The organism is Enterococcus gilvus ATCC BAA-350, assembly GCF_000407545.1.
Taxonomy (GTDB): domain Bacteria; phylum Bacillota; class Bacilli; order Lactobacillales; family Enterococcaceae; genus Enterococcus_A; species Enterococcus_A gilvus.
On the sequence record NZ_ASWH01000001.1, the window covers coordinates 2805779 to 2825618 of the forward strand.

Below are 19840 nucleotides of genomic sequence, written 5' to 3' on the forward strand. Positions count from 1 at the left end.
GTGATCAGCAGGCAATTTCTGCACATATGTTCTCATTATTTTAGCACAAAATGCGTCGGTAAAAAACTCTTACCTTTGAATCTCCCCCATCCACGGTTATGAAAAAAAGACAAAGTCTCTAAGACTTCGCCTTTTCTAAATACGTTTGTTCTTCTGCCGTAGTGATTCGGCCCAATGCTTTGTTTCGATAGGGAAAACGGCCAAATGCCTTGATGGTGTCATGATGTTCTTTTGCGTAGCGGTACCGTTTCTCTAAGCCGGGCTCCTTAAAATAGGTCAGCGAAAACGTTTCTTGAATAACCAGCGACTCAGAATGCATGAATGGCATGTATAAAAAGGAGCGCTCTTCTACACTCAGATTCTCTTTTTCTTTCATGAGTGCCGCTTCTTGTGCCAACACCAATGCCACCGCGTCTCCTTCAAAAGCGCGTCCATCTTCTTTATAGATATTTCTGGCAAACTGATCCAATACGATGATTTCTGCCAATCTGCCCCGCATATTTTTTCTCCAAAAAACCAGCTCACCTTTTTTTGCCGCTGTCAGCATGTCACCAAAACGTTTTTCTATTGTCTTATCCAATTCCGAATCAGACGCAAACCAGTCACTAGGATCTAGTTCCTTGAACCAAAAAGTCAATACGCTCTCATAATCATAAGAATCCATTTGCTCCACTCCTGCTTTTTGAACGACTTATTTTTTCTCCAATAGTTTGTTCATTTTTCCATAAGCATAGCCTTTTATGTCCAAAGATACAAATGTGTACCCAAAAGATTCGAGCGTTTTTTCGATGGCTTCTGATTTCTCAAGGAAAAGCGGAAATTTCTCTTTCTCGATTTCGATTCTTGCAACTGTATTGTGGTCTCGTACGCGGACAATCTTGAATCCTTGCTCTTGAAGATAGATTTCAGATTTTTTAACACGCTCCAGTCGTTCGCTGGTCAATACATCATTGTATTCAAACCTTGATAAAATATGACAGGTCGCTGGCTTGTTCCAAGTAGGAACCTGATAGTCTCTTGATGCTTTTCTGACATCGGGCTTGTAAAACTCCGCTTCCTGCAAAGGGCTTCGAACATTGAATGCGTCTCTGGCCTTTAACCCTGGGCGGTAATCAAAAGCATCATCCATAATCATCCCATCAACAACCCAATTAAATCCCAGATTCTTTTTAATTACCGACAATTCTTGGTAGAGCAGACGTTTACTGTAAAACCAGCTTGAAGGTTGGTTTCTTCTGATTTCCTCAATACTCAATTCATCCAAAAAAACACCTTGAGTGCGGGCACCGATTTTTTTTGAATTCTCCATCGCGTCGAGATATTCTTTTTTCATGATTAATTCTGAATCCGCTACGACAGAAAGAACGTTCTCTTCTCCTAAAACATCTAGTGCCGCCGCTAGAACTAAAGAACTATCCACACCGCCTGAAAAAGCGATCACGACCTTCTCCATCGAGGCCAAAACAGCTTTTAATTTTTCTACCTTTTCTATGTATTCCATTTGTAAAACTTCCTTTTTTTAGGATTGATCCCTTTGGCAATCAGCTATAAAAGACTCTCTCATCTACTCTTGAAAAAGCAGACGAGAAAGTGGCTTAGATGTACAAAAGCTCCTCTTTAAGATTACTCAGCGTTTAAAATTTCAAAAATCCTTTTACGAACATCGCTGCTAAAGCGGCTCCGACAAAAGGCGCAGTACCGGGTACGATCAAGCCATATTGCCAGTCATTGTTTGCTTTGTTTTTGATTGGCAGCAGTTGGAAGGCCATTCGCGGACCTAAGTCACGGGCCTGGTTCATGGCAAATCCTGTCGTACCGCCTAATCCCATACCGATTGCCCAAACCAGCAAACCAACACCGATCGGCAGCATAGATTCTGCATTATGTGCGATGGCAAGGATCGTTGTTAAGAAAATAAATGTAGCGACTGTTTCCACAAAATAGTTTCTAGGCAAGTTCCGTAAATTAGGGTTCGTTGAGAAAATATTGCGAATAGCGATTGGATCAACTTGTCCCTCAGAAGCCTTGAAATGATCTGCATACATAATATAAATAATAATAGCACCGACAAGTCCGCCTAGCATTTCAGCGATCACATAGGGAACAAAATAGCTCCATGGGATCATCCCTAAGATTGCTTGTGCTAGCGCCATTGCTGGGTTGATACACACACCACCAAAAATAAATAAGACCACAGTGATCCCGAATGCCCATGTAGTAATGGCAAACAAATGACCCGAGCCTGCGTATTTCGTTTTCTTTAAAACATCGTCGCAATGGACGCCTAGACCAAACATAATCATTAATGCGGTCCCCATGAATTCTGACAATAAGTGATGTAACATAAATATGCTCCTTTTTAACTATATTTTTCTAATTTTTTATACACTTCATAGATCGATAAATTATTTTCTTTAGCGATTCGTTGACAGTCTTGGAATTCCAGCGTGTTCTTTTCAATGTCTTCGTAACGATTTTGCTTCACCTGGATTTCTCCATACGGTGTCTGCTTCGTAACGAACTGTCGCGCCATCACTGTTCGAGCCATCTGGGTATACCGCACCCCGATCGTTGCTGTTTGTTTGAACAAAAGCTTCGTAAAGAATTCTTTTTGCTCTGGTGTACAGAGGACCGTCAGTAGAATCCCACACCGGTTTTTCTTCATCTGGATCGGCGTATAAAAAACATCAAGCACGCCCTGATCCAATAAGAGAGCCATCACAAACCCTAATTGCTCTGGCGTTTGATCGTCAATATTCGCCTCGATCTTTAAAATTTGATCTTGCGTCTGATGATTTTCCCGTTTACTTGGCTCGACAGCCATCAACGAACCTCGCAGCGCATTGAATTTCCCTGTTTCTCGTTTGCCGAACCCATACCCCACTTTCTCAATTTGCTGAACACCGTTGAGAACAAATGAAGGGTGAATTTCCTTGAAAATCGCGATACCGGTTGGTGTGACGAGTTCTGTCCGCACGTCAGTGTCTTGATGGATGATCAAGTTGGTTCCTTTTCTTAATTGCATCACTGCCGGTACAGGAACAGGCATGACCCCATGGGCGACGGCGATCGTGCCAGAGCCTTCTGTTATCGGCGAGGAATAAACGTGCGCAATTTGCAATTGTTCCCATAGAATAAAGAAACTTACGACATCGACGATTGAATCGATCGCCCCTACTTCATGAAAATGGATTTCTTCGATTGGTTTGTTGTGCACAGCGGCCTCTGCCTTGGCAATGTCGTTGAAGACCTGTCGGCTATGTTGCTTGACCTGTTGAGAGAGGGCACTCTGATCAATCAGCGCTAAGATGTCCCGTAGATTTCGAGCCTCTGAATGGCTATGCGTATGGGCATGACTATGTTCGTGGGCCTGCTCATGGGCAGGGTGCACATGAGACGCGTGTGCATCGAAATCATGAGGGACACCGTTATCCTTGATTCCGTGGGCTAAATGAACATCAAAATCAGTTCCATAGATACTGTTTTTAGCGATCCTTTGAACATGGAGATGGTAATTCCCTACAGAAAGCTTGGCTAATTCTTGTTCTAACGCCGCCACATCTCCGCCTAGATCGATCAAAAGTCCGTTTAGCATGTCTCCGCTAAGACCGGAGAATGGTTCCAAATATAGATTTTTCATTTTTTTCTCCTTAATTGATTGATCATGCTGGCTGAATAGGCTGCACCGAACCCGTTATCGATGTTGACAACGCTGACACCAGAAGAACAGCTATTCAGCATCCCCAACAAGGCCGTCATTCCTTGAAAATTGCTTCCGTATCCGATACTTGTTGGAACTGCGATCACCGGCACATCGACCAAGCCTCCTACTACACTGACCAATGCGCCTTCCATTCCAGCGATCACGATCACGACAGACGCCTGTTGAATCTCTTCTAAACGAGCAAACAGCCGGTGGATTCCAGCAACGCCCACATCATAGATCCGCTTCACCTGGTTGCCGAAGGTTTCTGCTGTCACGGCTGCTTCTTCAGCAACAGGAACATCGGATGTCCCCGCAGTAACGATCGCAATATACGTTTCAGAGTCTGGCTGCACAGGCTGAAGGACAAAGCACCGGGCCAGCTCAAAATAACTTCCATCCGGGAACGTGTCCTGCAACGCACGCCCCTTTTCCGAAGATATCCGCGTCGCAAGAATCGGCTTTTGTTCTTCTTTAAGAACAGTCACTATTCCGATGATCTGCTCAAGGTTCTTTCCTTCGCCGTAAATGATCTCAGGAAAACCATTTCTTTCTTTTCGTTGCGTGTCGATTTTGGCATAACCTAATTCATTAAAGCCCGTCAGTTTTTCAGCAGCTTCCTCAACGGACAGTTTTCCTAGCTGTACGTTTCTAAGCAATTCTTTCTTGTCCATCGTGTTCATCCCTCCAAACGACTTCTATTGAACGATTACAGATAAGCCATCTCGGATGACCGTGACTTTTGCCTCATTGCCTTCAATTTCAAACGCCTTTTCCATTGCTTCATCAATGGTCTGAGCACTATCCATATGCATAGTCGTGATCAATGTCGGATCAACTTTATCAGAAACGTAGATCACATGATGGTGAACCAAGATTCTTGCTAAGATTTGCGATGTCCACTGATCTGGGACCGTTTCTAAGCGCGGTGTATGGATTGCTTGATCCAAGAATTCTTTTGGATCACTGACATCTGCTAAATTATGGTAAAACCCTTCGCCGCCGTGACCGTCTCCTGATGCAGCGACCATAATAATGACGCCACCTTCTTTATTTGTTGCCTCGGCTGCGGTCATTCCTTTCACTGCTTGGTAAATGTTTTGGTCAAGAGGAAAGCCCCCGTTTGTTGAAATCGCAATGTCACTTGGGATTTTTTGCACACTGGCTAATTCACGAACAAACTCACAGCCGACTTTATGTGCGTCCTCCATATCTCCCGCAAAGGAGCCGATGATCTTTTTTTCTCCATCAAGAACCACATTCACGATGAACGCTAAGTTGGCTGTGCGAGCCGCATATACCATATCCTTATGAATCGGATTGTGATTCAAATTTCCTGTTCTCGCTTTTTGAGAGTCGATAAATTCGCCAGAGTGGTTAGCCATGATGGTTCTATAAGAAGCAACCCCCGGTAAAACTGCCTTTCGTCCGCCAGAAAAGCCTGCGAAGAAGTGGGATTCAATGAACCCTTCGGCAATCAGAAGGTCAGCTTCTGCCGCGATGCGATTGATAATGCAGTCGCCGCCGGAGGGCAGTTGACCGATTTTTTTCATCGAAGAATCATCTGTTGAGACGTGCATGACGATTTCTTCATTATCAACAATTTCCTGACCGTATTTATTGATAAGTTCTTCCCGTGTGGATGGCCGGTGGAACCCTGTCGCAACCAAAATACGGATGCGGGCGTCTGGGGCTGTGCTTCGGATACGGCGTAACAGAATAGGTGTGATAATATGTGAAGGAACGGGTCTTGTGTGGTCAGAACTGATGATGACGATGTCCTTCTTGCCTTTCGCCAATTCTTCTAATGAACGGCTTCCGATCGGATCGTCCAATGATTTTTCTACGGTCTCTTTTTCTGAAAGAGCCGCTTGGAAATTCTCTGCTTTTGACTCCAATAGACCTGCAAAATTCTTTTCAGGGATTTTTGCTGTGATCAATTGTTTGTCGTATGGTAATTTAACGTCTACCATCGTGTGTCATCTCCTATTTTTTACTTACGGACGTTAGTATACTGAAATGAAATTTCAGAGATAGCGCAATTGATAGTAATATTTGTTAACGTGTTTTTTTCGATCGCGTAGATAATATGTAACAGGAAATCAAATCAAAAAAAGAAAAAGGAGTTTTTTTGGTGGAGGCAGATTATTTAGTTTCTTTCTTAGAAGAGAAGCAAACGACCATTATCAAAAAGAGAAGACATACCTATTTGTCTTATCACGGATTAGAGGAGGCCTATACGTATGTCCTAAAGGATGGGATCGTCAAAACGAGTATCATTCTTAAAGACGGGCGAGAATTTAATCTATCGTATATTGTCGCTCCAGACATTATTTCCCTATTAAAGGATGAGGTATCGAACTATACTTCAGCCCCCTTTAACGTCCGGATCGAATCGGAGGAAGCGAGTTTCTATCGTATTCCGCGAGCGAGCTTTTGGGAATATGTCAAACACAACCAGCAATTACAGGACTATGTTCGAGATTATTACCGAAAAAAATTATCCGAAAACATACAAGCCCTGCAAAACATGACGATGAATGGGAAAAAAGGAGCAGTCTGCGCCTTTATCAATAAACTCGTCACCCTTTTTGGCATCAAGCAAGCGTCGGGAATCTTGATCGATTTTCCTATAACAAATGAAGACATCGCTGGGTTCTGCGGCATCTCAACGCGAAACAGTGTGAATCGAATCATCCACGACCTTAAACAAGAAAAAGTGATCGAGATCCAGCATCAAAAAATCGTCGTTCTTGATCTGGACTATCTTGCTGATTACACCACACAATGACAAAAAAATGATTTTTTCCTTATTATGAAAAAGGAGTCTTACCGTATGCACATCCCTGAAAATTATCTTAGTCCTGAAACCTGCGGCGTCATGCTGGCCACAGCTGCACCGTTTTGGTATTTCTCTATACGAAAGGTCGAAGCGCAAGTCTCACTGCACAAGGAAACGATCCCTATGCTGGGTCTTTCCTCCTCTCTTTCTTTTCTGATCATGATGTTTAATCTTCCGGTGCCGGGGGGAACAACGGCTCATGCAGTCGGGGGTGTTCTTCTTGCTATCTTGATGGGTCCCTGGGCTGCTTGTCTTTCTGTCTCGGCAGCACTCTTCTTACAGGCACTGCTTTTCGGCGATGGCGGGATTCTCGCCTTCGGAGCGAACTGTTTTACGATGGCTATCGTTATGCCTTTTGTTGGATACGGTGTCTATCAATTAGTTAAAAAGCATTGGCCTAAAATAGGCGCCTTTCTGGCTGCGTATCTAGGTGTAAATGCCGCAGCGTTTACGACAGCGGTCTTACTGGGCATACAGCCTGTGCTTTTCCATGATGCTGCCAATCATCCCCTTTACAATCCGTACCCGTTAGCCATCACTATTCCCGCGATGATGAGCACACATCTGCTGATCATCGGTTTTGTTGAAGGGTTCTTCACATTAGGTGTGCTGAAATTTGTCAAACGAACAAACGAACCTGCGCCATTGTCGGCACCCGTCGAAGGAACAAATACACAACGGCTGAAGTATGTTCTGATTACCTTTCTTTTACTTTCTCCGCTTGGTTTATTAGCCAGTGGGACTGCTTTTGGCGAATGGGATCTGCAGGAGCTGCTCCAAACCTTGCGCGACTACCATTTACCCGCCAACAAGCCGCAAGGAATGGTGAAAGGCTGGAGCTTCCATTCTTTATTTACGGACTATACGATCCCAGGATTGCCTGTAGGAATTGGGTATATTCTCTGCGGCGTCACCGCTATTTTGGTCTTTCTTTTTATTTATCGTGTTCTTTTTGAAAGAAGGAACAAGCATGCCTGATTGGTTGACGTCGCAAAATGAGGACGCGTTGCTGCTTGATAAAAAAAATTCCTTTCTGATGAAAAATCAGAAAGGGCTTCTTTTTATCCTTGAGAAATTTGACCATGGATCAGAAAGAAGCGCGGCGTCAGCGATCCATCCTTCGCTTCGTTTTCTTTCAACGCTTGCTTTGCTGCTGATCGTGAGTCTGTCACAAAAAATGTTGGTGCTGTGGATCTGCGGGTTGTACATTTTTAGTGGGCTGCTTTTCTTTTCTCAAAAGGACCTCAAAAAAATTTTAGGAAAAAGCGTGCTCTTGTCAGCAATGCCTTTTCTCATCTACTTGCCTAGTCTCCTCCTGCATCAAGGGACGTTTCTTTTCCTGATACGTGTGCCGTTGATCGCCTGCTTGATCAGCCAGTATACGGAGACGGCTACGACTTACGAGCTGCTTTCTTTGTTAAAGCGCTGGCACTTGCCGAATATCGTCTTATTTCAATTGGATATCACGATCAAATACATTTATATTTTGGCGAAGGTAATGGTTCATATGATGAAAGGAATCAGTGCGCGTCATGTAGGTAATCAACAGGTGAAACTGTATCTAGGGACCAACGTGATCGCTTTGATCTATTTACGTTCGCTTGATTATGGAAAAAAGCTCCAGCAAGCGATGGAAGCACGCGGATTCAATGGAACGTATCCCACGCATAAACTAGCTTTGAAGAAAATCGACTACGTTTATATTTTGACGCAAGTCACACTTTTATTCGTTCTTTTTTTCATTGGGAAGGTGTAATGATGTTTGAATTAGAAGATGTTTGCTTTAGTTATCCTGAGACACAGCGGGAGGTATTCGCCCCTTATTCAACCACGATCCCTCAAGGGGCCTATCTTTTATTGATGGGGGACAACGGCAGCGGAAAATCGACACTGCTGAATCTTTTAGCCGGCTTCCAGCAGCCGTCTGCGGGAAAGATTTTGTTTAAAGGCGAGGATATGCGCCAGTGGCAAAAGAAGAAAAAAGCTTTTTACCGACACTTTGGCATTCTTTTTCAGGAAGTTGATCATCAATTATTCAACAATTCTGTGTATGATGAGATTGCTTTTGGGCCTAGACAGCTAGGGTTATCCGAGGAAGAAGTGCGTCGGCGGGTGGAGGATTGTCTTGCCTTGCTGTCGATTGCCCCCCTCCGCCAACGAGTTCCTTATCAACTGTCTGGCGGTGAGAAGAAAAAAGTCGCCTTCGCCAGTATTTTAGCCATGAATCCTGAAACATTTTTATTGGACGAACCCTTCAACGGATTGACGAAGGATTCGGAAAAATTATTCAAAGAGATCTTGCGGAAGCTCCACGACTTGGGAAAAACCATTTTGATCGCTTCCCATGATTACCGCAGCTTTCAAGACGAACCCGTCGATGTCTTGCTTTTCACGGAAAAAATCACTCCCTATAAAAAAGAAGACATTCAAAAGGATCAAAAATTGATTGCTCGTTTAGCTAGTTATTAATCGTTTATCCGTTATACCGCTTAGACGACGAGTCCATTTATTAGGAGATGCTTCAAATGACAGCGTTAGAAAAAGAACAACGGTTGATTCAACAATTAAAAGAAACCAACAAACTTGCTATTGCCTATTCTGGAGGTGTCGCTAGTTCCTACCTCCTCCATACCGCACTAAACGTGTTAGGTCCCCGCAACATCTTAGCGATCGTCATGAATTCTGAATTGATCTCTGATGAAGAATTTAATGAGGCGTTAGATTTGGCTGAAGCGATGGGCGCAAATGTTTTAGGTCTTGAAATGAGCGAGCTTTCTCAGCCTAAAATCGCCACAAATACTTCTGTCAGTTTGTATTACAGCAAAAAGATGCTCTATCAAACGATCCATGCCGCAGCCGTCGAAGAAGGATTTCCGGTCCTTGCGGATGGAATGATCATGGACAACAAAGAAGATTTCCAACTTGGGTTAAAGGCCCGAGACGAGGAAGGCATCATCAGCTTTTTGCAAGAAGCTGATTTGTACGAAGAAGATGTCCGGCAATTAGCGAAGGAGGCCGGCCTTTCTAATTGGAACAGAAATAGTCTCTGGAGCTTGGCGAACCGTTTTCCTCGAGGAAAAAAATTGACCCTCAGCGATATCGAGAAAGTTTTTGAAGGAGAAAAATATTTACGTGAGATCGGCTTTCCCATCGTTCGCCTGCACAGTGAGAACGAGGAAGCACGGATCGAAGTCCCCGAACAGCACTTGCTGCCCTTAGTTGAAAAGAAAGAAGAAATCATTGCCCACATCAAACAGCTAGGCTTCAGTCATGTGTCGATCGACCTTGAAGGGTTTCATTACGAACGGGAATCAAAAAAACGCACGATCCAGAGAAAAACAATCTCTTAATTCAAAAACAGTGCATCAGAAGCAGCTTCTGACGCACTGTTTTTTTATTTGGGGGGATTTACATCGTTAAGTGCAGGTTCAATTGTTTTAGTTCAGCGATTTGCTGAGCAACTTCTGTATAGCTAGAGGGATAACGGTCGACTACCTGACTGATAAACAAATCCCGTGTGTGATTGAATGCCGCTAAAAACTCCTCCATCGCTGTATTGGTTTCCCCTAAAGATTCTTTTCTCAACATCAACGCATTTTGGTACGCGTCATTTAGAAAGACGAGTACGGCCTCTTTTTCAAAGCGCACTTGATACGCTGAATCCAAGCGTTCAATCATTGTCGTTGTCCAATTGTTCATACGAAACTCTCCCTTTAATCAAATTCTGTTTACTAATCGTACTGCTTACTCTATTGATTATAAGGATTTTCAAAATGGACGATAGCCATTATCTTATTAAAGAAAGATAGTAACATTTAGGTGTAGTATCTATGGACGCTTTTTTCTGGCGGTTCAAGAGTCAAAATAAAAAGATGCGCCGAAAAATCGGCACACCTTATTTTACTAATTCTTTGTACTCGCTGTAGCCTGCTGCTTCCATCTCATCGACAGGGATAAAACGTAACGCTGCGGAGTTGATGCAATAGCGCAGACCGCCTTGATCCTGCGGGCCATCATTGAACACATGACCAAGATGAGAATCGGCTTCTTTGCTGCGTACTTCTACCCGATGCATCCCGTGAGAAAAATCGGCTTTCTCAGCAACTCCCCGCTTTTCAATCGGACGGCTAAAGGCTGGCCAGCCACAACCGGCATCGTATTTGTCACTTGAAGAAAACAACGGTTCACCGCTAACGACATCGACGTAGATGCCCTTTTTGTAGAAATCGTCGTACGCTCCAGAGAATGGACGTTCTGTCGCATTTTCCTGAGTCACTGCATATTCCATTGGTGAGAGTTTCTTTTTCAATTCTTCTTGTTCCATCATTCTGCCCCCTTTGTACTGCCTATCATACGCCGGAAAAAAGAAAGACACGAAGGATTTGCTCATGTTTTTGAGGAATCAATCATCAAAGGCCTTCAGCATTTGATTTACCGCCCCTACTGGAAATCCAACGATGCTGTAATAGTCGCCTTCGATTTGTTCAACGAAGACACCTGCGCCATTTTGGATACCATAGGCGCCGGCTTTGTCTTTGTAATCGTCGCTGTCCAGGTAGCGATTGATCTCTTCATCCGTCAATGAGTAAAAGGTCACTTTTGCAGAGGTCAATTTTTCTGCTGTTTGTTCTTTTTGACGGATCACTACCGATGTATACACCAAGTGACTGCCGCCGCTCATACGTTGCAGCATACCAAAGGCTTCTTCACGACTCTTGGGTTTTCCTAGGATTTGTTCGCCCAATACGACGACAGTGTCACTGGCGATCACCAATGCTTCTGGCTGCTTCTCTGCCACTACCGCGGCTTTCTGGCGTGCCATCTCCATCACGTAATCCGTTGGTTTATAACGATCCTTGACGTCTTCATCAATGTCCGCTGGTTGTATATCAAATGCTGGCAGCAGCCAGCCTAATAACTCTTTTCTCCGTGGAGACTGTGAGGCTAAGATAACGGTCATGTATTCGTACTCCTATTTTCTAGTGTGGGTCTTGGATTCGTTTGAACATATGCTCCATGTCGCTGTTACTGAAATGAATCAGAACGGGACGGCCGTGAGGGCAATTAAAGGGATTCTCGCATTGTGCCAAATCGGACAACAAGACACGTGCCTGCGCCTCATTCAAATGATGGTTGGCTTTGATGGATCGTTTACAGCTCATCGTGATCGCCGTCGCTTCACGGAATTTCTTGACGCTGACTGAACCAGTGATCAGCAGCATGTCGATCATCTCGCGGATAATGCTTTCCTCTTGCCCTGCTGGATACCAGGTCGGGTGGGCACGAACGATGAAGCTGTTCGGACCAAATTCTTCCAAATAAATCCCGACCTCCTGCAACAGCTCTGTCTTCTCTTTCAGCTTGATGGCGTCATTGTTTGGGTAATCCAACACAAAGGGCACCAGTAATTCTTGCAGATCGTCTGAAACATCACCGATTTTTTCCCGGAAGTATTCGTACTTGATTCGTTCTTGGGCCGCGTGCTGGTCGATGATGTACAGCCCGTCCTTACTTTGAGCAAATAAATACGTGCCATGCATTTGACCGAAATATTCCAGCATCGGAAAGCGTTCCTTTGGCTGCTCATGTTCCAGTTTTGTGATGGCCTGCTCGATCACCTTTTCCCCGGACTGGGTGCTTAGGTCGAACTCAGGATGGTCGGTATTCGCAGCTTCTTGATCGACGGTCTCTTCAAATGGCGCGGAAGCCTCCGCTAGCGGTTCGATTGTTTCTTCTACGATCGACAGCTTCTCCGCTTCTGTTTCCAGCGGGACCGTCATCGTTTTCTCGACGATCTCTTCGTTTAAGGGAATCGGCGTCTCAACGATTTCCGGCGCTTTCGGTTCTACATAGAAAATCCCCGTCTTGGGATCGTAATTCAAATCGCTTTTTTTCTTGGTCTGTTCCTCTAACGGCAAATCTAATTGCTCTGTTTGGAGCTTTTCAACTTTCTTCTTGAAGCTTGGGTTTTCACCAACATCTGGGATCAGGTTGATTTGACGAAGAGTTTCCGCGATCCCTTGACTGATGAGCGCCATCAATTCTTTTTCTTTAGAGAGACGAATTTCTTGTTTCGTCGGATGGACATTGACATCGATCAGCAAGGGGTCCATGGTGATTTCCAACACAGCAATCGGAAAACGCCCCACCATCAATTTCGATTGATAGCCTTGGATGATCGCCTTATTCAAGGCGTAGTTTTTGATATACCGGCCGTTGATGATGAGGGACAAATAATTTCGGCTTGCCCGCGTCACTTCAGGAAGTGAAATGTATCCCTTCAAGGTAAAGTCTAAGTCTTTGGCTTCGACCTTCAGCATTTTCTTCGCAGTCGCAACACCATAGATCCCGGCAAGCGTCTGCTTCAGATCACCGCTTCCGCTGGTGCTCAGCATTTTGTGCCCATCGTGAACCAAACGAAACGCGATCTGAGGATGACTCAGCGCCATCCGGTTGACGATATCACCAATGTTGGACAGCTCCGTTTGGAGGGATTTGACATATTTCAGCCGTGCAGGCGTGTTGAAAAACAAGTTCTCCACGGTGATTTTTGTCCCTGTCCGCAACGCGGTCGGGCGATGCTCTTCAATCTTGCCGCCCTTCAAGAAAAGGTACGAACCTTGCGCTTCATCGGCGGTCGCTGTCTCCAAGGTCATCTCAGAAACAGAGGCGATCGACGGCAACGCCTCACCGCGAAACCCCAATGTCCGAATGCGGAACAAGTCATCGCGATTGTGGATCTTGCTGGTGGCATGGCGTTTAAAGGCATTCTCCACGTCGTCTCCGCTGATGCCTTCGCCATTGTCGACGATTTGAATTTTTTTCAATCCCGCTTCTTCGATCAAAATATCGATCTGGGTCGCCCCCGCATCGATCGCATTTTCTACCAATTCTTTCACGACCGAGGCCGGACGTTCCACAACTTCTCCGGCAGCGATCTGATTGGCTAAACGTTCAGATAATTCTTGGATCTTGCCCATCAAAGGCCTCCTCCTAAATCCGTTTTTGCAACTCGTATAGGAAGTTTAATGCTTCCATCGGGTTCATTTCAAGCAAATTGGCTTTCTTGAGGCTGTCCACCACACCCAATTCGGCAGTGGATACTTCATTGAATAACGACAACTGCTCATTTTCTTCGATCACTTCAGGCTGCTTTTGTATCGGCGCGTCTGCTTCTAACGCAGAGAGGATCGTCGCTGCTCGTGACAATAATTCGGTGGGCATTCCGGCGATCTTCGCTACATGAATCCCATAGCTCTTATCGGCAGGACCATCCATCAATTTATGCAAGAAGACGACCTCGCCATTTTGTTCAACAGCACCTACGTGGACATTTTTTAGTTGCGGCAAAGACTCTTCTAAAACGGTCAACTCATGGTAATGGGTCGAGAAGAGCGTTTTGGCCTTCACATTTTTATGGATGTACTCGATGATGGCTTGTGCTAAGGCCATGCCATCGTATGTCGCCGTTCCCCGGCCTAACTCATCAAATAGGATCAAGCTGTTTGGTGTCGCATGGCGCAGCGCCTGATTGGCCTCCATCATTTCCACCATGAAGGTCGATTGTCCGGCGATCAAGTCATCGCTGGCTCCGATCCGAGTAAAGATCTGATCGAAAATCGGCAACTCCGCACTTTCTGCTGGAACAAAACAGCCCATTTGCGCCATGATCACCGTCAACGCCAACTGACGCATATACGTACTTTTACCAGACATATTCGGTCCAGTGATCAGCAGCAGCATCTCATCTGGACTCATGTGGACACTGTTTGGGATATATTCTTGGTGCCCAAGGACCTTCTCCACAACGGGATGACGGCCTTCTTTGATTTGTAAATTGTGGGTCCCAACTTCCATCGCTGGCTGCACGTATTGATACCGTTCGCTGACTGTCGCAAAGCTTTGCAGCACATCTGTCGCACTCAAGCTTTTTGCCAGCTTTTGCAGACGCGTGATGGCCTTTTTCACTTCGTTTCGGACTTCTAAGAAGAGATTGTATTCTAGCGCCACGGATTTTTCCTCCGCTTCTAAAATCAACGTCTCTAATTTTTTCAATTCCGGTGTGATGAAGCGTTCGGCGTTGGCTAAGGTTTGCTTCCGCTCGTATTTGCCTTCTTCTAAGTTGGCAAGGTTCGACTTCGTGATTTCGATATAGTAGCCAAACACGCGGTTGTAGCCGACCTTCAAGGTTTTGATCCCTGTCGCTTCACGTTCCCGGGCTTCTAATTCGGCCAGCCAGGTCTTGCCGTTCTTCATGGCTTCCCGGTAGTGATCCAGTTGCTCATTGTAGCCGTCTTTGATGACATTGCCTTCCGTGATCTGCAGCGGGGCTTCCTCATTGATGGCTTTTTCGATCAACGCCACCAAATCGTCCATCGGTTCCATATCAACCAATAAATCATTCCACTCGCCTTGGTTGATCCCGGTCAATAATTGACGGATCTGAGGGACCTGCATCAAGGAAGTCTTCAATTGGATCAAATCCCGTCCGTTGACGTTGCCAAACGCCACACGGCCAGCAAGTCGCTCCAGATCATAGACTTTCGTTAGCGTCTCATTCAGATCCATCCGTTCAAAATACGCATTTAATAACGAAGAAACCATCGCTTGACGGGCATTGATCTGACGTTTTTGGATCAGCGGACGATCGATCCATTGCTTCAAGAGACGGCCGCCCATCGCGGTTTTTGTTTCATCTAACAGCCACAAAAGCGTGCCCTGTTTTTTTCCGGCCCGAATCGAACGGGTCAATTCCAAATTGGTCTTAGAGAAATAATCCAGCTTCAAGAAATGCTCCGGCTGGTATTCCTCCGCTTTTTGGATATGTCCCAAGCTGCGTTTTTGAGTAACAGACAAGTAGGTCAACAATTTGCCCGTTGCTTCTTTCTCCAAATCATCCGTGATCTCTGCGGTCAGAAAGCTGAATTCTGCATTGTCCTCGATCGTTTCTTGCGTAGAGAAAACCAAGCCCAGACGTTCCGCCAGATTTTTCTGCAGGCCTTCTGGGATCTCACTGCCAAGAACGATCTCTTTCGTTTGCAAAGCGGTCGCCTCGTTCATTACGGCTTCCTCGTCATGAAGCAGGGCCGTTTTTAGTTCTCCGGTGGAAAGATCGACGTACGCAAAACCGAATTTGTCTTTTACCTGCGTAACAGCCGTCAAGAAGTTGTTGGCCTTGGCTTCGATCCCTTTGCCTTCCATCAACGTCCCCGGTGTGATCAATTGGACAACTTCCCGTTTCACCATTCCTTTGGCTTGTTTGGGGTCCTCCATTTGCTCACAAATAGCGACCTTGTAGCCTTGTTCCACTAGGGTATCGATATAGCCCTGCGCGGAATGATGCGGCACGCCGCACATGGGGATCGGGTCCTCCGCATTCCGGTTGCGGCTTGTCAGGGTCAATTCTAGGAGCTGCGAGACTTTGATCGCGTCCTCATTGAAGAGTTCGTAAAAGTCTCCGAGACGATAGAATAAAAAAGCATCTTTATATTGTTCTTTGATCGCCAAGTATTGTTCCATCATTGGCGTATTTTTCGTTTTTTGAGGCATTAGATCTCTCCTCCTTTTGTGGATTCTTCCTCTTCCAATGCGGCATTGACCTCTTTTTGGATCATCGTCGTCAAATGCTGCAACAGGTCATTGGCTTCATAGAGCTGCTCACGGTAAGCAACCACTAACGGGTGTTCGTCGAAGGCTTTGGTCAGACGATCTGCTTCCTTCAACGCCTCGCGTTCTGCTTCTGGTTTGCCATAATGAGCGAACTGGACCGCGTCTTTTTGCGCGGCCTTGATGCCTTCTTCTAATTCTTGAAGTGTGTCGTTTTCCGCTACTCGTTTTTGGAGCTCTTGGTAGTGGACGATCACTTCGTTTTCACCTAATAAGGCAGTTAAATGAGATAAAGCCGCTTCGACGGCGGCTTCATTTGCTAGATTCATACGATCCCTCTGCTTCTATTCTCTAAATGGACGATCGTCATTGATCACGATCGTTTCGATTTTTTGTCCGTGACCGTTTTTATCAATATCGATCACACAGGCGGATAATAATCCGCGCCCTTCTTCCACTACCTCAAATCGGCGAGGCAAAGCCGTCATGAATTTCTCAATGATGGGCTCTTTTCTCATTCCTAAAATACCGTCATAAGGTCCAGTCATCCCAACATCCGTCAGATACGCGGTCCCCTTTGGTAAAATTCGTGCGTCATTGGTTTGAACATGCGTATGGGTCCCTACGACAGCCGACACGCGGCCATCTAAAAACCAGCCCATCGCCTGTTTTTCACTCGTTGTTTCCCCATGGAAATCTACAAAGATATAGGGCGTACGTTTTTGCGCTTCTGCGATCAGCTGGTCACCGATCCGGAAAGGGTCATCGATATCTGTCATAAATGCGCGACCTTGCAAATTGACGATCGCCAACTCCAAATCGTTCACTTTGACATACAAGTGCCCTCTGCCAGGTGCTCCTGCTGGAAAATTCGCTGGCCGAATCATTTTCTTCGCTTCTGGAATAAAATCAAAAATCGCTTTGTTGTCCCACGTATGATTCCCCATCGTAACAACATCAACACCGTCTTGTAAAAACTTTTTGTAGATTTTTTCCGTGATCCCGCGACCGGCTGCCGCGTTCTCACCGTTGACGATCGTCAACTGTGGATGGTATTTCTTCTTTAATCGTGGTAAATAATCACTCAGCATTTGTCGACCTAACGACCCTACAACATCCCCAATGAATAATAAGCGCACTTTTTTTCCCCTTCTCTAGTTAAGCATCTTGTCTTATTATAGTTGTTTTTGCTTAAAAATAAAAGATTCCTCGACAATCGTTTCCTTCGCCAAAGAAACCTGCCCGAAGGAATCAGACGCTTCTTCTTTTGACCCGCACGATCTGACCCTTTTTTTCGCAGCACCATTGGCGAAGAAGTCCGCAGTCGTTCTAGTTATGAAAAAAGATGCACCTGATTTATCAGGCACATCCTACTGTTTATACGACTTCCCCATTGCTGTTTTTATCCCAATGAGCCTTTTTCGCTTGTTCCTCTCGATAGCTCTGAACATGTTCCCAGGTTTCAGGGTCTTGCTGATAGGTCTCAAAATCCATATCATCGATCAGCCACTTTTTCTGGTCTTCATCGTAAACGAAAGAAGTAATGGCATTTTGCTTGTCAGAGATCAAGGCTTCATCGATCCCTATCTCTTTGATCAACTTCATAGACCGCTTGATGTCTACGTACAAATCTAACTGCACTTTGGTTTGCGCAGTATTTACCGAGATCGAGTCACAATCGATTTTGATCGTTTGGAATTCTTGATCAAAGCTTTCCATGTAGGGCTTCAACTGGTTGAAGCCCTTTTGCAGTTCTTCCTTGTAGTTCTTCGAAGCCGCCAGCTTAGACACGTTCAACCCACTGCGGACTGCGTCATTAAAGGAGTTGAAATGATTGACTGCCGATGCCAGCAAATGTTTTTGGAACGCCTCGTTTCCTTCATACAGACTCGTTTCCTTCACTGTGAATCGCTGATCCGCTGCTTGAAGATTCACTGTATCCTTCATGCTCTTTGACCCAAACTTCGGGTGAGCGATGTCATAGGTCAATGAATAACTTCCCGGTATCAGTGGTCCAAACGTATACTTGTTCCACTTCTCTTCATACGCCCCTGAGAAGTCACTGGCTTGCAGTTTCGCTCGCAGCTCCGTTCCTTTAGGCAGCTCTATCGTAAAAAAACGCGGGTTCGGATAAATTTGTGCCGGCTTAAAGATAGAAGCTCCCTCTTTGATCGTAAAATTTTCTTCTTTCTGTAAAAGTGCCACTACTTGCTTCTTTTTCATTTTCTTCATCTGCTTTTGATACATTGCCAATGCACGAGCTGAAATCTTTTTCTTATTGGAATAACGAGGCATGTAGCGCTTCACTGCTGCCTGATCCTGTTCGATCAATGCAGTCGCGAGGTGATCTACCGTGTTCGCCTCATTATTTTTATAGCTAGAATAGCCGATAAATCCAGCCACTCCTACAACGAGTACTGCGACCATGACCAGTACTCTCGTTTTTCTAGTCATTGAGTCCGCCCCTGAAGGTCTCCTTCATTGATTTGAAATAATAGTTGCGGCTCTCATTGGCAGAGTTGATCTCCCACTTGCCGTCTTTTTTCTCCAGCTTGACTTGATAGCCTTCGCCATTCATGTTCTCATCTGTATTGACCGGCGTCTCATTGATTTTCGCTGGCAATTCCTGCAGCAGGAACTTCTCCGCATCGCGTCGTACACTCGTGTAATCCGTATATTTGCCTTTATTTTCTTCCACAAATTTCTCTACGATCGCCTTTGTATCGACATCATCCAGTAAAACCATCTCGGGACGTACATAGATCACCGCGGATTCAGGGAAAAATTCTTTGAAATTATAGGTCACCTTGCCCTTTTCAGTGTTTGTTTTTTGAATCTGATCAATGACTTTTTCTAACTCTGCCGTTGACGGCTCATAATTAGAAAACACATCCTTCAACGCATTGATCCCTTCTTCTCTAAACGTCTTCCGCTCCTGCTCGATATCATTAGCTAATTCTAGCTTGCCCGCAGCTTTCTTGTTTTCTTCCGACACCTCGTCCGAACCATAGAAAACCTTGGTCACATATTGATCCGTCAATGCTTGAACTGCTTTAGATTCATCCTGATAGTCTTTTGTATTAAGGCTCAATTCCACTCCTTTATCTTTTCCATCCTCTGAAAAAGACGAAGGTTTGTAATGCAGGTCGTATTTCGCATCCTTTTTCACTTCAAAAACGAGTGGTTCCGTGAAACTCTTGTCCTCTGACAAGCTTTCGCTCCCCATTACTTTGAAATTGTTATTGGAATCATAGATACGTTCTGAAGAGACCTTCTTCCCCTCCTCGTCATAAAGAGCAAAATCACTAGAAGAAACTGCCAGCTCATCCTTCGATTTATTTTTAATTTTGATGTCCAATGCTAGGAAACCATTCGTATCATCAACCTTTTTCCCATCAGGAACGATGTAGCTTCCATTTTCAACACGCAATTCCACTTTCGATGTCTGTGCTTTCGCTTCTTTTTTTTCTTCCTTTTTCGCCTCGCCGCCTGAACACGCAGTCATCAATACAAGCATACTGCTCAGCACAACCAGCCCGCGGATACCCCTAAACTTTTTCATTGTTTTTCCTCCTCCTTTTTCTGTTTTCGTATCAATAAAAAAAACATTTATCACTTATATGATAATCGAAAAATATCGCCACAGTCAACACGGTTAAAGAAATTAACAGGTTGTAAATAAATTTTAA

At 45.0% G+C, this 19840-nt stretch carries 20 protein-coding genes; 5 read left to right on the forward strand and 15 right to left on the reverse strand.

All coding sequences use genetic code 11. The annotated features are described in order from the left end of the window. Positions 1-118 precede the first annotated feature (118 nt). The 6 genes from I592_RS13910 to larA form a co-directional block, all read right to left on the reverse strand. Positions 119-664, reverse strand: coding sequence for a DUF924 family protein (locus I592_RS13910; RefSeq protein ID WP_010779585.1), 546 nt, complete (start codon positions 662-664; stop codon positions 119-121). A 27-nt stretch (positions 665-691) separates the two neighbouring features. After that, positions 692-1501, reverse strand: coding sequence for an ATP-dependent sacrificial sulfur transferase LarE (larE, locus tag I592_RS13915; protein ID WP_010779584.1), 810 nt, complete (start codon positions 1499-1501; stop codon positions 692-694). Between the two features lie 133 nt (positions 1502-1634). Beyond that, on the reverse strand, positions 1635-2345 hold the full coding sequence (gene larD, locus I592_RS13920; RefSeq protein ID WP_010779583.1) for a D/L-lactic acid transporter LarD: 711 nt from the start codon (positions 2343-2345) through the stop codon (positions 1635-1637). 14 nt (positions 2346-2359) lie between these two features. Next, positions 2360-3640, reverse strand: coding sequence for a nickel pincer cofactor biosynthesis protein LarC (larC, locus tag I592_RS13925; RefSeq protein WP_010779582.1), 1281 nt, complete (start codon positions 3638-3640; stop codon positions 2360-2362). Next, positions 3637-4377, reverse strand: a complete 741-nt coding sequence (gene larB / locus I592_RS13930; protein WP_010779581.1) for a nickel pincer cofactor biosynthesis protein LarB — start codon at positions 4375-4377, stop codon at positions 3637-3639. The genes larC and larB overlap by 4 nt, the downstream gene beginning before the upstream one ends. Before the next feature lie 24 nt (positions 4378-4401). Beyond that, positions 4402-5676 carry a nickel-dependent lactate racemase gene (larA, locus tag I592_RS13935; protein ID WP_010779580.1) on the reverse strand — a complete coding sequence of 425 codons (1275 nt, stop codon included), beginning with the start codon at positions 5674-5676 and terminating at the stop codon, positions 4402-4404. Positions 5677-5837: 161 nt separating this feature from the next. Here larA and I592_RS13940 point away from each other — a divergent pair, with 161 nt between their 5' ends. Genes I592_RS13940 through larE (I592_RS13960) form a run of 5 tightly spaced genes read left to right on the forward strand, consistent with a single transcriptional unit; the run spans position 5838 to position 9895 of the window. Next, the gene (locus I592_RS13940; protein WP_010779579.1) at positions 5838-6494 is read left to right on the forward strand and encodes a Crp/Fnr family transcriptional regulator; all 657 of its coding nucleotides are present in this window, start codon (positions 5838-5840) and stop codon (positions 6492-6494) included. Positions 6495-6539: 45 nt separating this feature from the next. Continuing rightward, entirely contained in the window at positions 6540-7523 is a 984-nt protein-coding gene (gene cbiM / locus I592_RS13945) for a cobalt transporter CbiM (protein WP_010779578.1), read from the forward strand. Next, a complete protein-coding gene (locus tag I592_RS13950) occupies positions 7516-8301 on the forward strand; it encodes an energy-coupling factor transporter transmembrane component T family protein (protein WP_010779577.1) in 786 nt (261 codons plus the stop codon). The genes cbiM and I592_RS13950 overlap by 8 nt, the downstream gene beginning before the upstream one ends. Positions 8302-8303: 2 nt before the next feature. Then, positions 8304-9014, forward strand: a complete 711-nt coding sequence (locus I592_RS13955; protein ID WP_044926313.1) for an ABC transporter ATP-binding protein — start codon at positions 8304-8306, stop codon at positions 9012-9014. 56 nt (positions 9015-9070) lie between these two features. Beyond that, on the forward strand, positions 9071-9895 hold the full coding sequence (gene larE, locus I592_RS13960; RefSeq protein WP_010779575.1) for an ATP-dependent sacrificial sulfur transferase LarE: 825 nt from the start codon (positions 9071-9073) through the stop codon (positions 9893-9895). A gap of 58 nt (positions 9896-9953) precedes the next feature. Here larE (I592_RS13960) and I592_RS13965 read toward each other — a convergent pair whose 3' ends face one another. The 9 genes from I592_RS13965 to I592_RS14010 all read right to left on the reverse strand — a co-directional run bounded on the left by I592_RS13965 (position 9954) and on the right by I592_RS14010 (position 19713). Beyond that, positions 9954-10244 carry a hypothetical protein gene (locus I592_RS13965; protein WP_010779574.1) on the reverse strand — a complete coding sequence of 97 codons (291 nt, stop codon included), beginning with the start codon at positions 10242-10244 and terminating at the stop codon, positions 9954-9956. A gap of 196 nt (positions 10245-10440) precedes the next feature. After that, positions 10441-10869, reverse strand: a complete 429-nt coding sequence (msrB, locus tag I592_RS13970; RefSeq protein WP_010779573.1) for a peptide-methionine (R)-S-oxide reductase MsrB — start codon at positions 10867-10869, stop codon at positions 10441-10443. A 78-nt stretch (positions 10870-10947) separates the two neighbouring features. Beyond that, the gene (locus tag I592_RS13975; protein ID WP_010779572.1) at positions 10948-11505 is read right to left on the reverse strand and encodes a Maf family protein; all 558 of its coding nucleotides are present in this window, start codon (positions 11503-11505) and stop codon (positions 10948-10950) included. A gap of 19 nt (positions 11506-11524) precedes the next feature. Further along, positions 11525-13525: a DNA mismatch repair endonuclease MutL gene (mutL, locus tag I592_RS13980; RefSeq protein ID WP_010779571.1), complete on the reverse strand. Its 2001-nt coding sequence runs from the start codon at positions 13523-13525 to the stop codon at positions 11525-11527. 13 nt (positions 13526-13538) lie between these two features. Further along, complete coding sequence (gene mutS / locus I592_RS13985; RefSeq protein WP_010779570.1) at positions 13539-16094, reverse strand: DNA mismatch repair protein MutS; 2556 nt, start codon at positions 16092-16094, stop codon at positions 13539-13541. Further along, positions 16094-16480 (reverse strand): YlbF family regulator, encoded by a 387-nt coding sequence (locus tag I592_RS13990; protein WP_010779569.1) that lies wholly within the window; start codon positions 16478-16480, stop codon positions 16094-16096. Before I592_RS13990 ends, mutS begins: the two co-directional genes overlap by 1 nt. Positions 16481-16495: 15 nt before the next feature. After that, the gene (locus I592_RS13995; protein WP_010779568.1) at positions 16496-17290 is read right to left on the reverse strand and encodes a TIGR00282 family metallophosphoesterase; all 795 of its coding nucleotides are present in this window, start codon (positions 17288-17290) and stop codon (positions 16496-16498) included. 238 nt (positions 17291-17528) lie between these two features. Continuing rightward, on the reverse strand, positions 17529-18605 hold the full coding sequence (locus tag I592_RS14005; RefSeq protein WP_010779567.1) for a zinc ribbon domain-containing protein: 1077 nt from the start codon (positions 18603-18605) through the stop codon (positions 17529-17531). After that, entirely contained in the window at positions 18598-19713 is a 1116-nt protein-coding gene (locus I592_RS14010) for a DUF4352 domain-containing protein (RefSeq protein WP_010779566.1), read from the reverse strand. The genes I592_RS14005 and I592_RS14010 overlap by 8 nt, the downstream gene beginning before the upstream one ends. Positions 19714-19840: the final 127 nt, after the last annotated feature.

Coding starts and splice junctions, on each gene's coding strand:
- I592_RS13910 (WP_010779585.1), bottom strand. CDS start 664: ATGGATTCTTATGATTATGAGAGCGTATTGACTTTTTGGTTCAAGGAA.
- larB (WP_010779581.1), bottom strand. CDS start 4,377: ATGGACAAGAAAGAATTGCTTAGAAACGTACAGCTAGGAAAACTGTCC.
- larE (WP_010779575.1), top strand. CDS start 9,071: ATGACAGCGTTAGAAAAAGAACAACGGTTGATTCAACAATTAAAAGAA.
- larE (WP_010779584.1), bottom strand. CDS start 1,501: ATGGAATACATAGAAAAGGTAGAAAAATTAAAAGCTGTTTTGGCCTCG.
- I592_RS13955 (WP_044926313.1), top strand. CDS start 8,304: ATGTTTGAATTAGAAGATGTTTGCTTTAGTTATCCTGAGACACAGCGG.
- larA (WP_010779580.1), bottom strand. CDS start 5,676: ATGGTAGACGTTAAATTACCATACGACAAACAATTGATCACAGCAAAA.
- I592_RS13990 (WP_010779569.1), bottom strand. CDS start 16,480: ATGAATCTAGCAAATGAAGCCGCCGTCGAAGCGGCTTTATCTCATTTA.
- mutS (WP_010779570.1), bottom strand. CDS start 16,094: ATGCCTCAAAAAACGAAAAATACGCCAATGATGGAACAATACTTGGCG.
- I592_RS14010 (WP_010779566.1), bottom strand. CDS start 19,713: ATGAAAAAGTTTAGGGGTATCCGCGGGCTGGTTGTGCTGAGCAGTATG.
- msrB (WP_010779573.1), bottom strand. CDS start 10,869: ATGGAACAAGAAGAATTGAAAAAGAAACTCTCACCAATGGAATATGCA.
- I592_RS13965 (WP_010779574.1), bottom strand. CDS start 10,244: ATGAACAATTGGACAACGACAATGATTGAACGCTTGGATTCAGCGTAT.
- I592_RS13950 (WP_010779577.1), top strand. CDS start 7,516: ATGCCTGATTGGTTGACGTCGCAAAATGAGGACGCGTTGCTGCTTGAT.
- I592_RS13975 (WP_010779572.1), bottom strand. CDS start 11,505: ATGACCGTTATCTTAGCCTCACAGTCTCCACGGAGAAAAGAGTTATTA.
- larD (WP_010779583.1), bottom strand. CDS start 2,345: ATGTTACATCACTTATTGTCAGAATTCATGGGGACCGCATTAATGATT.
- mutL (WP_010779571.1), bottom strand. CDS start 13,525: ATGGGCAAGATCCAAGAATTATCTGAACGTTTAGCCAATCAGATCGCT.
- cbiM (WP_010779578.1), top strand. CDS start 6,540: ATGCACATCCCTGAAAATTATCTTAGTCCTGAAACCTGCGGCGTCATG.
- I592_RS14005 (WP_010779567.1), bottom strand. CDS start 18,605: ATGACTAGAAAAACGAGAGTACTGGTCATGGTCGCAGTACTCGTTGTA.
- larC (WP_010779582.1), bottom strand. CDS start 3,640: ATGAAAAATCTATATTTGGAACCATTCTCCGGTCTTAGCGGAGACATG.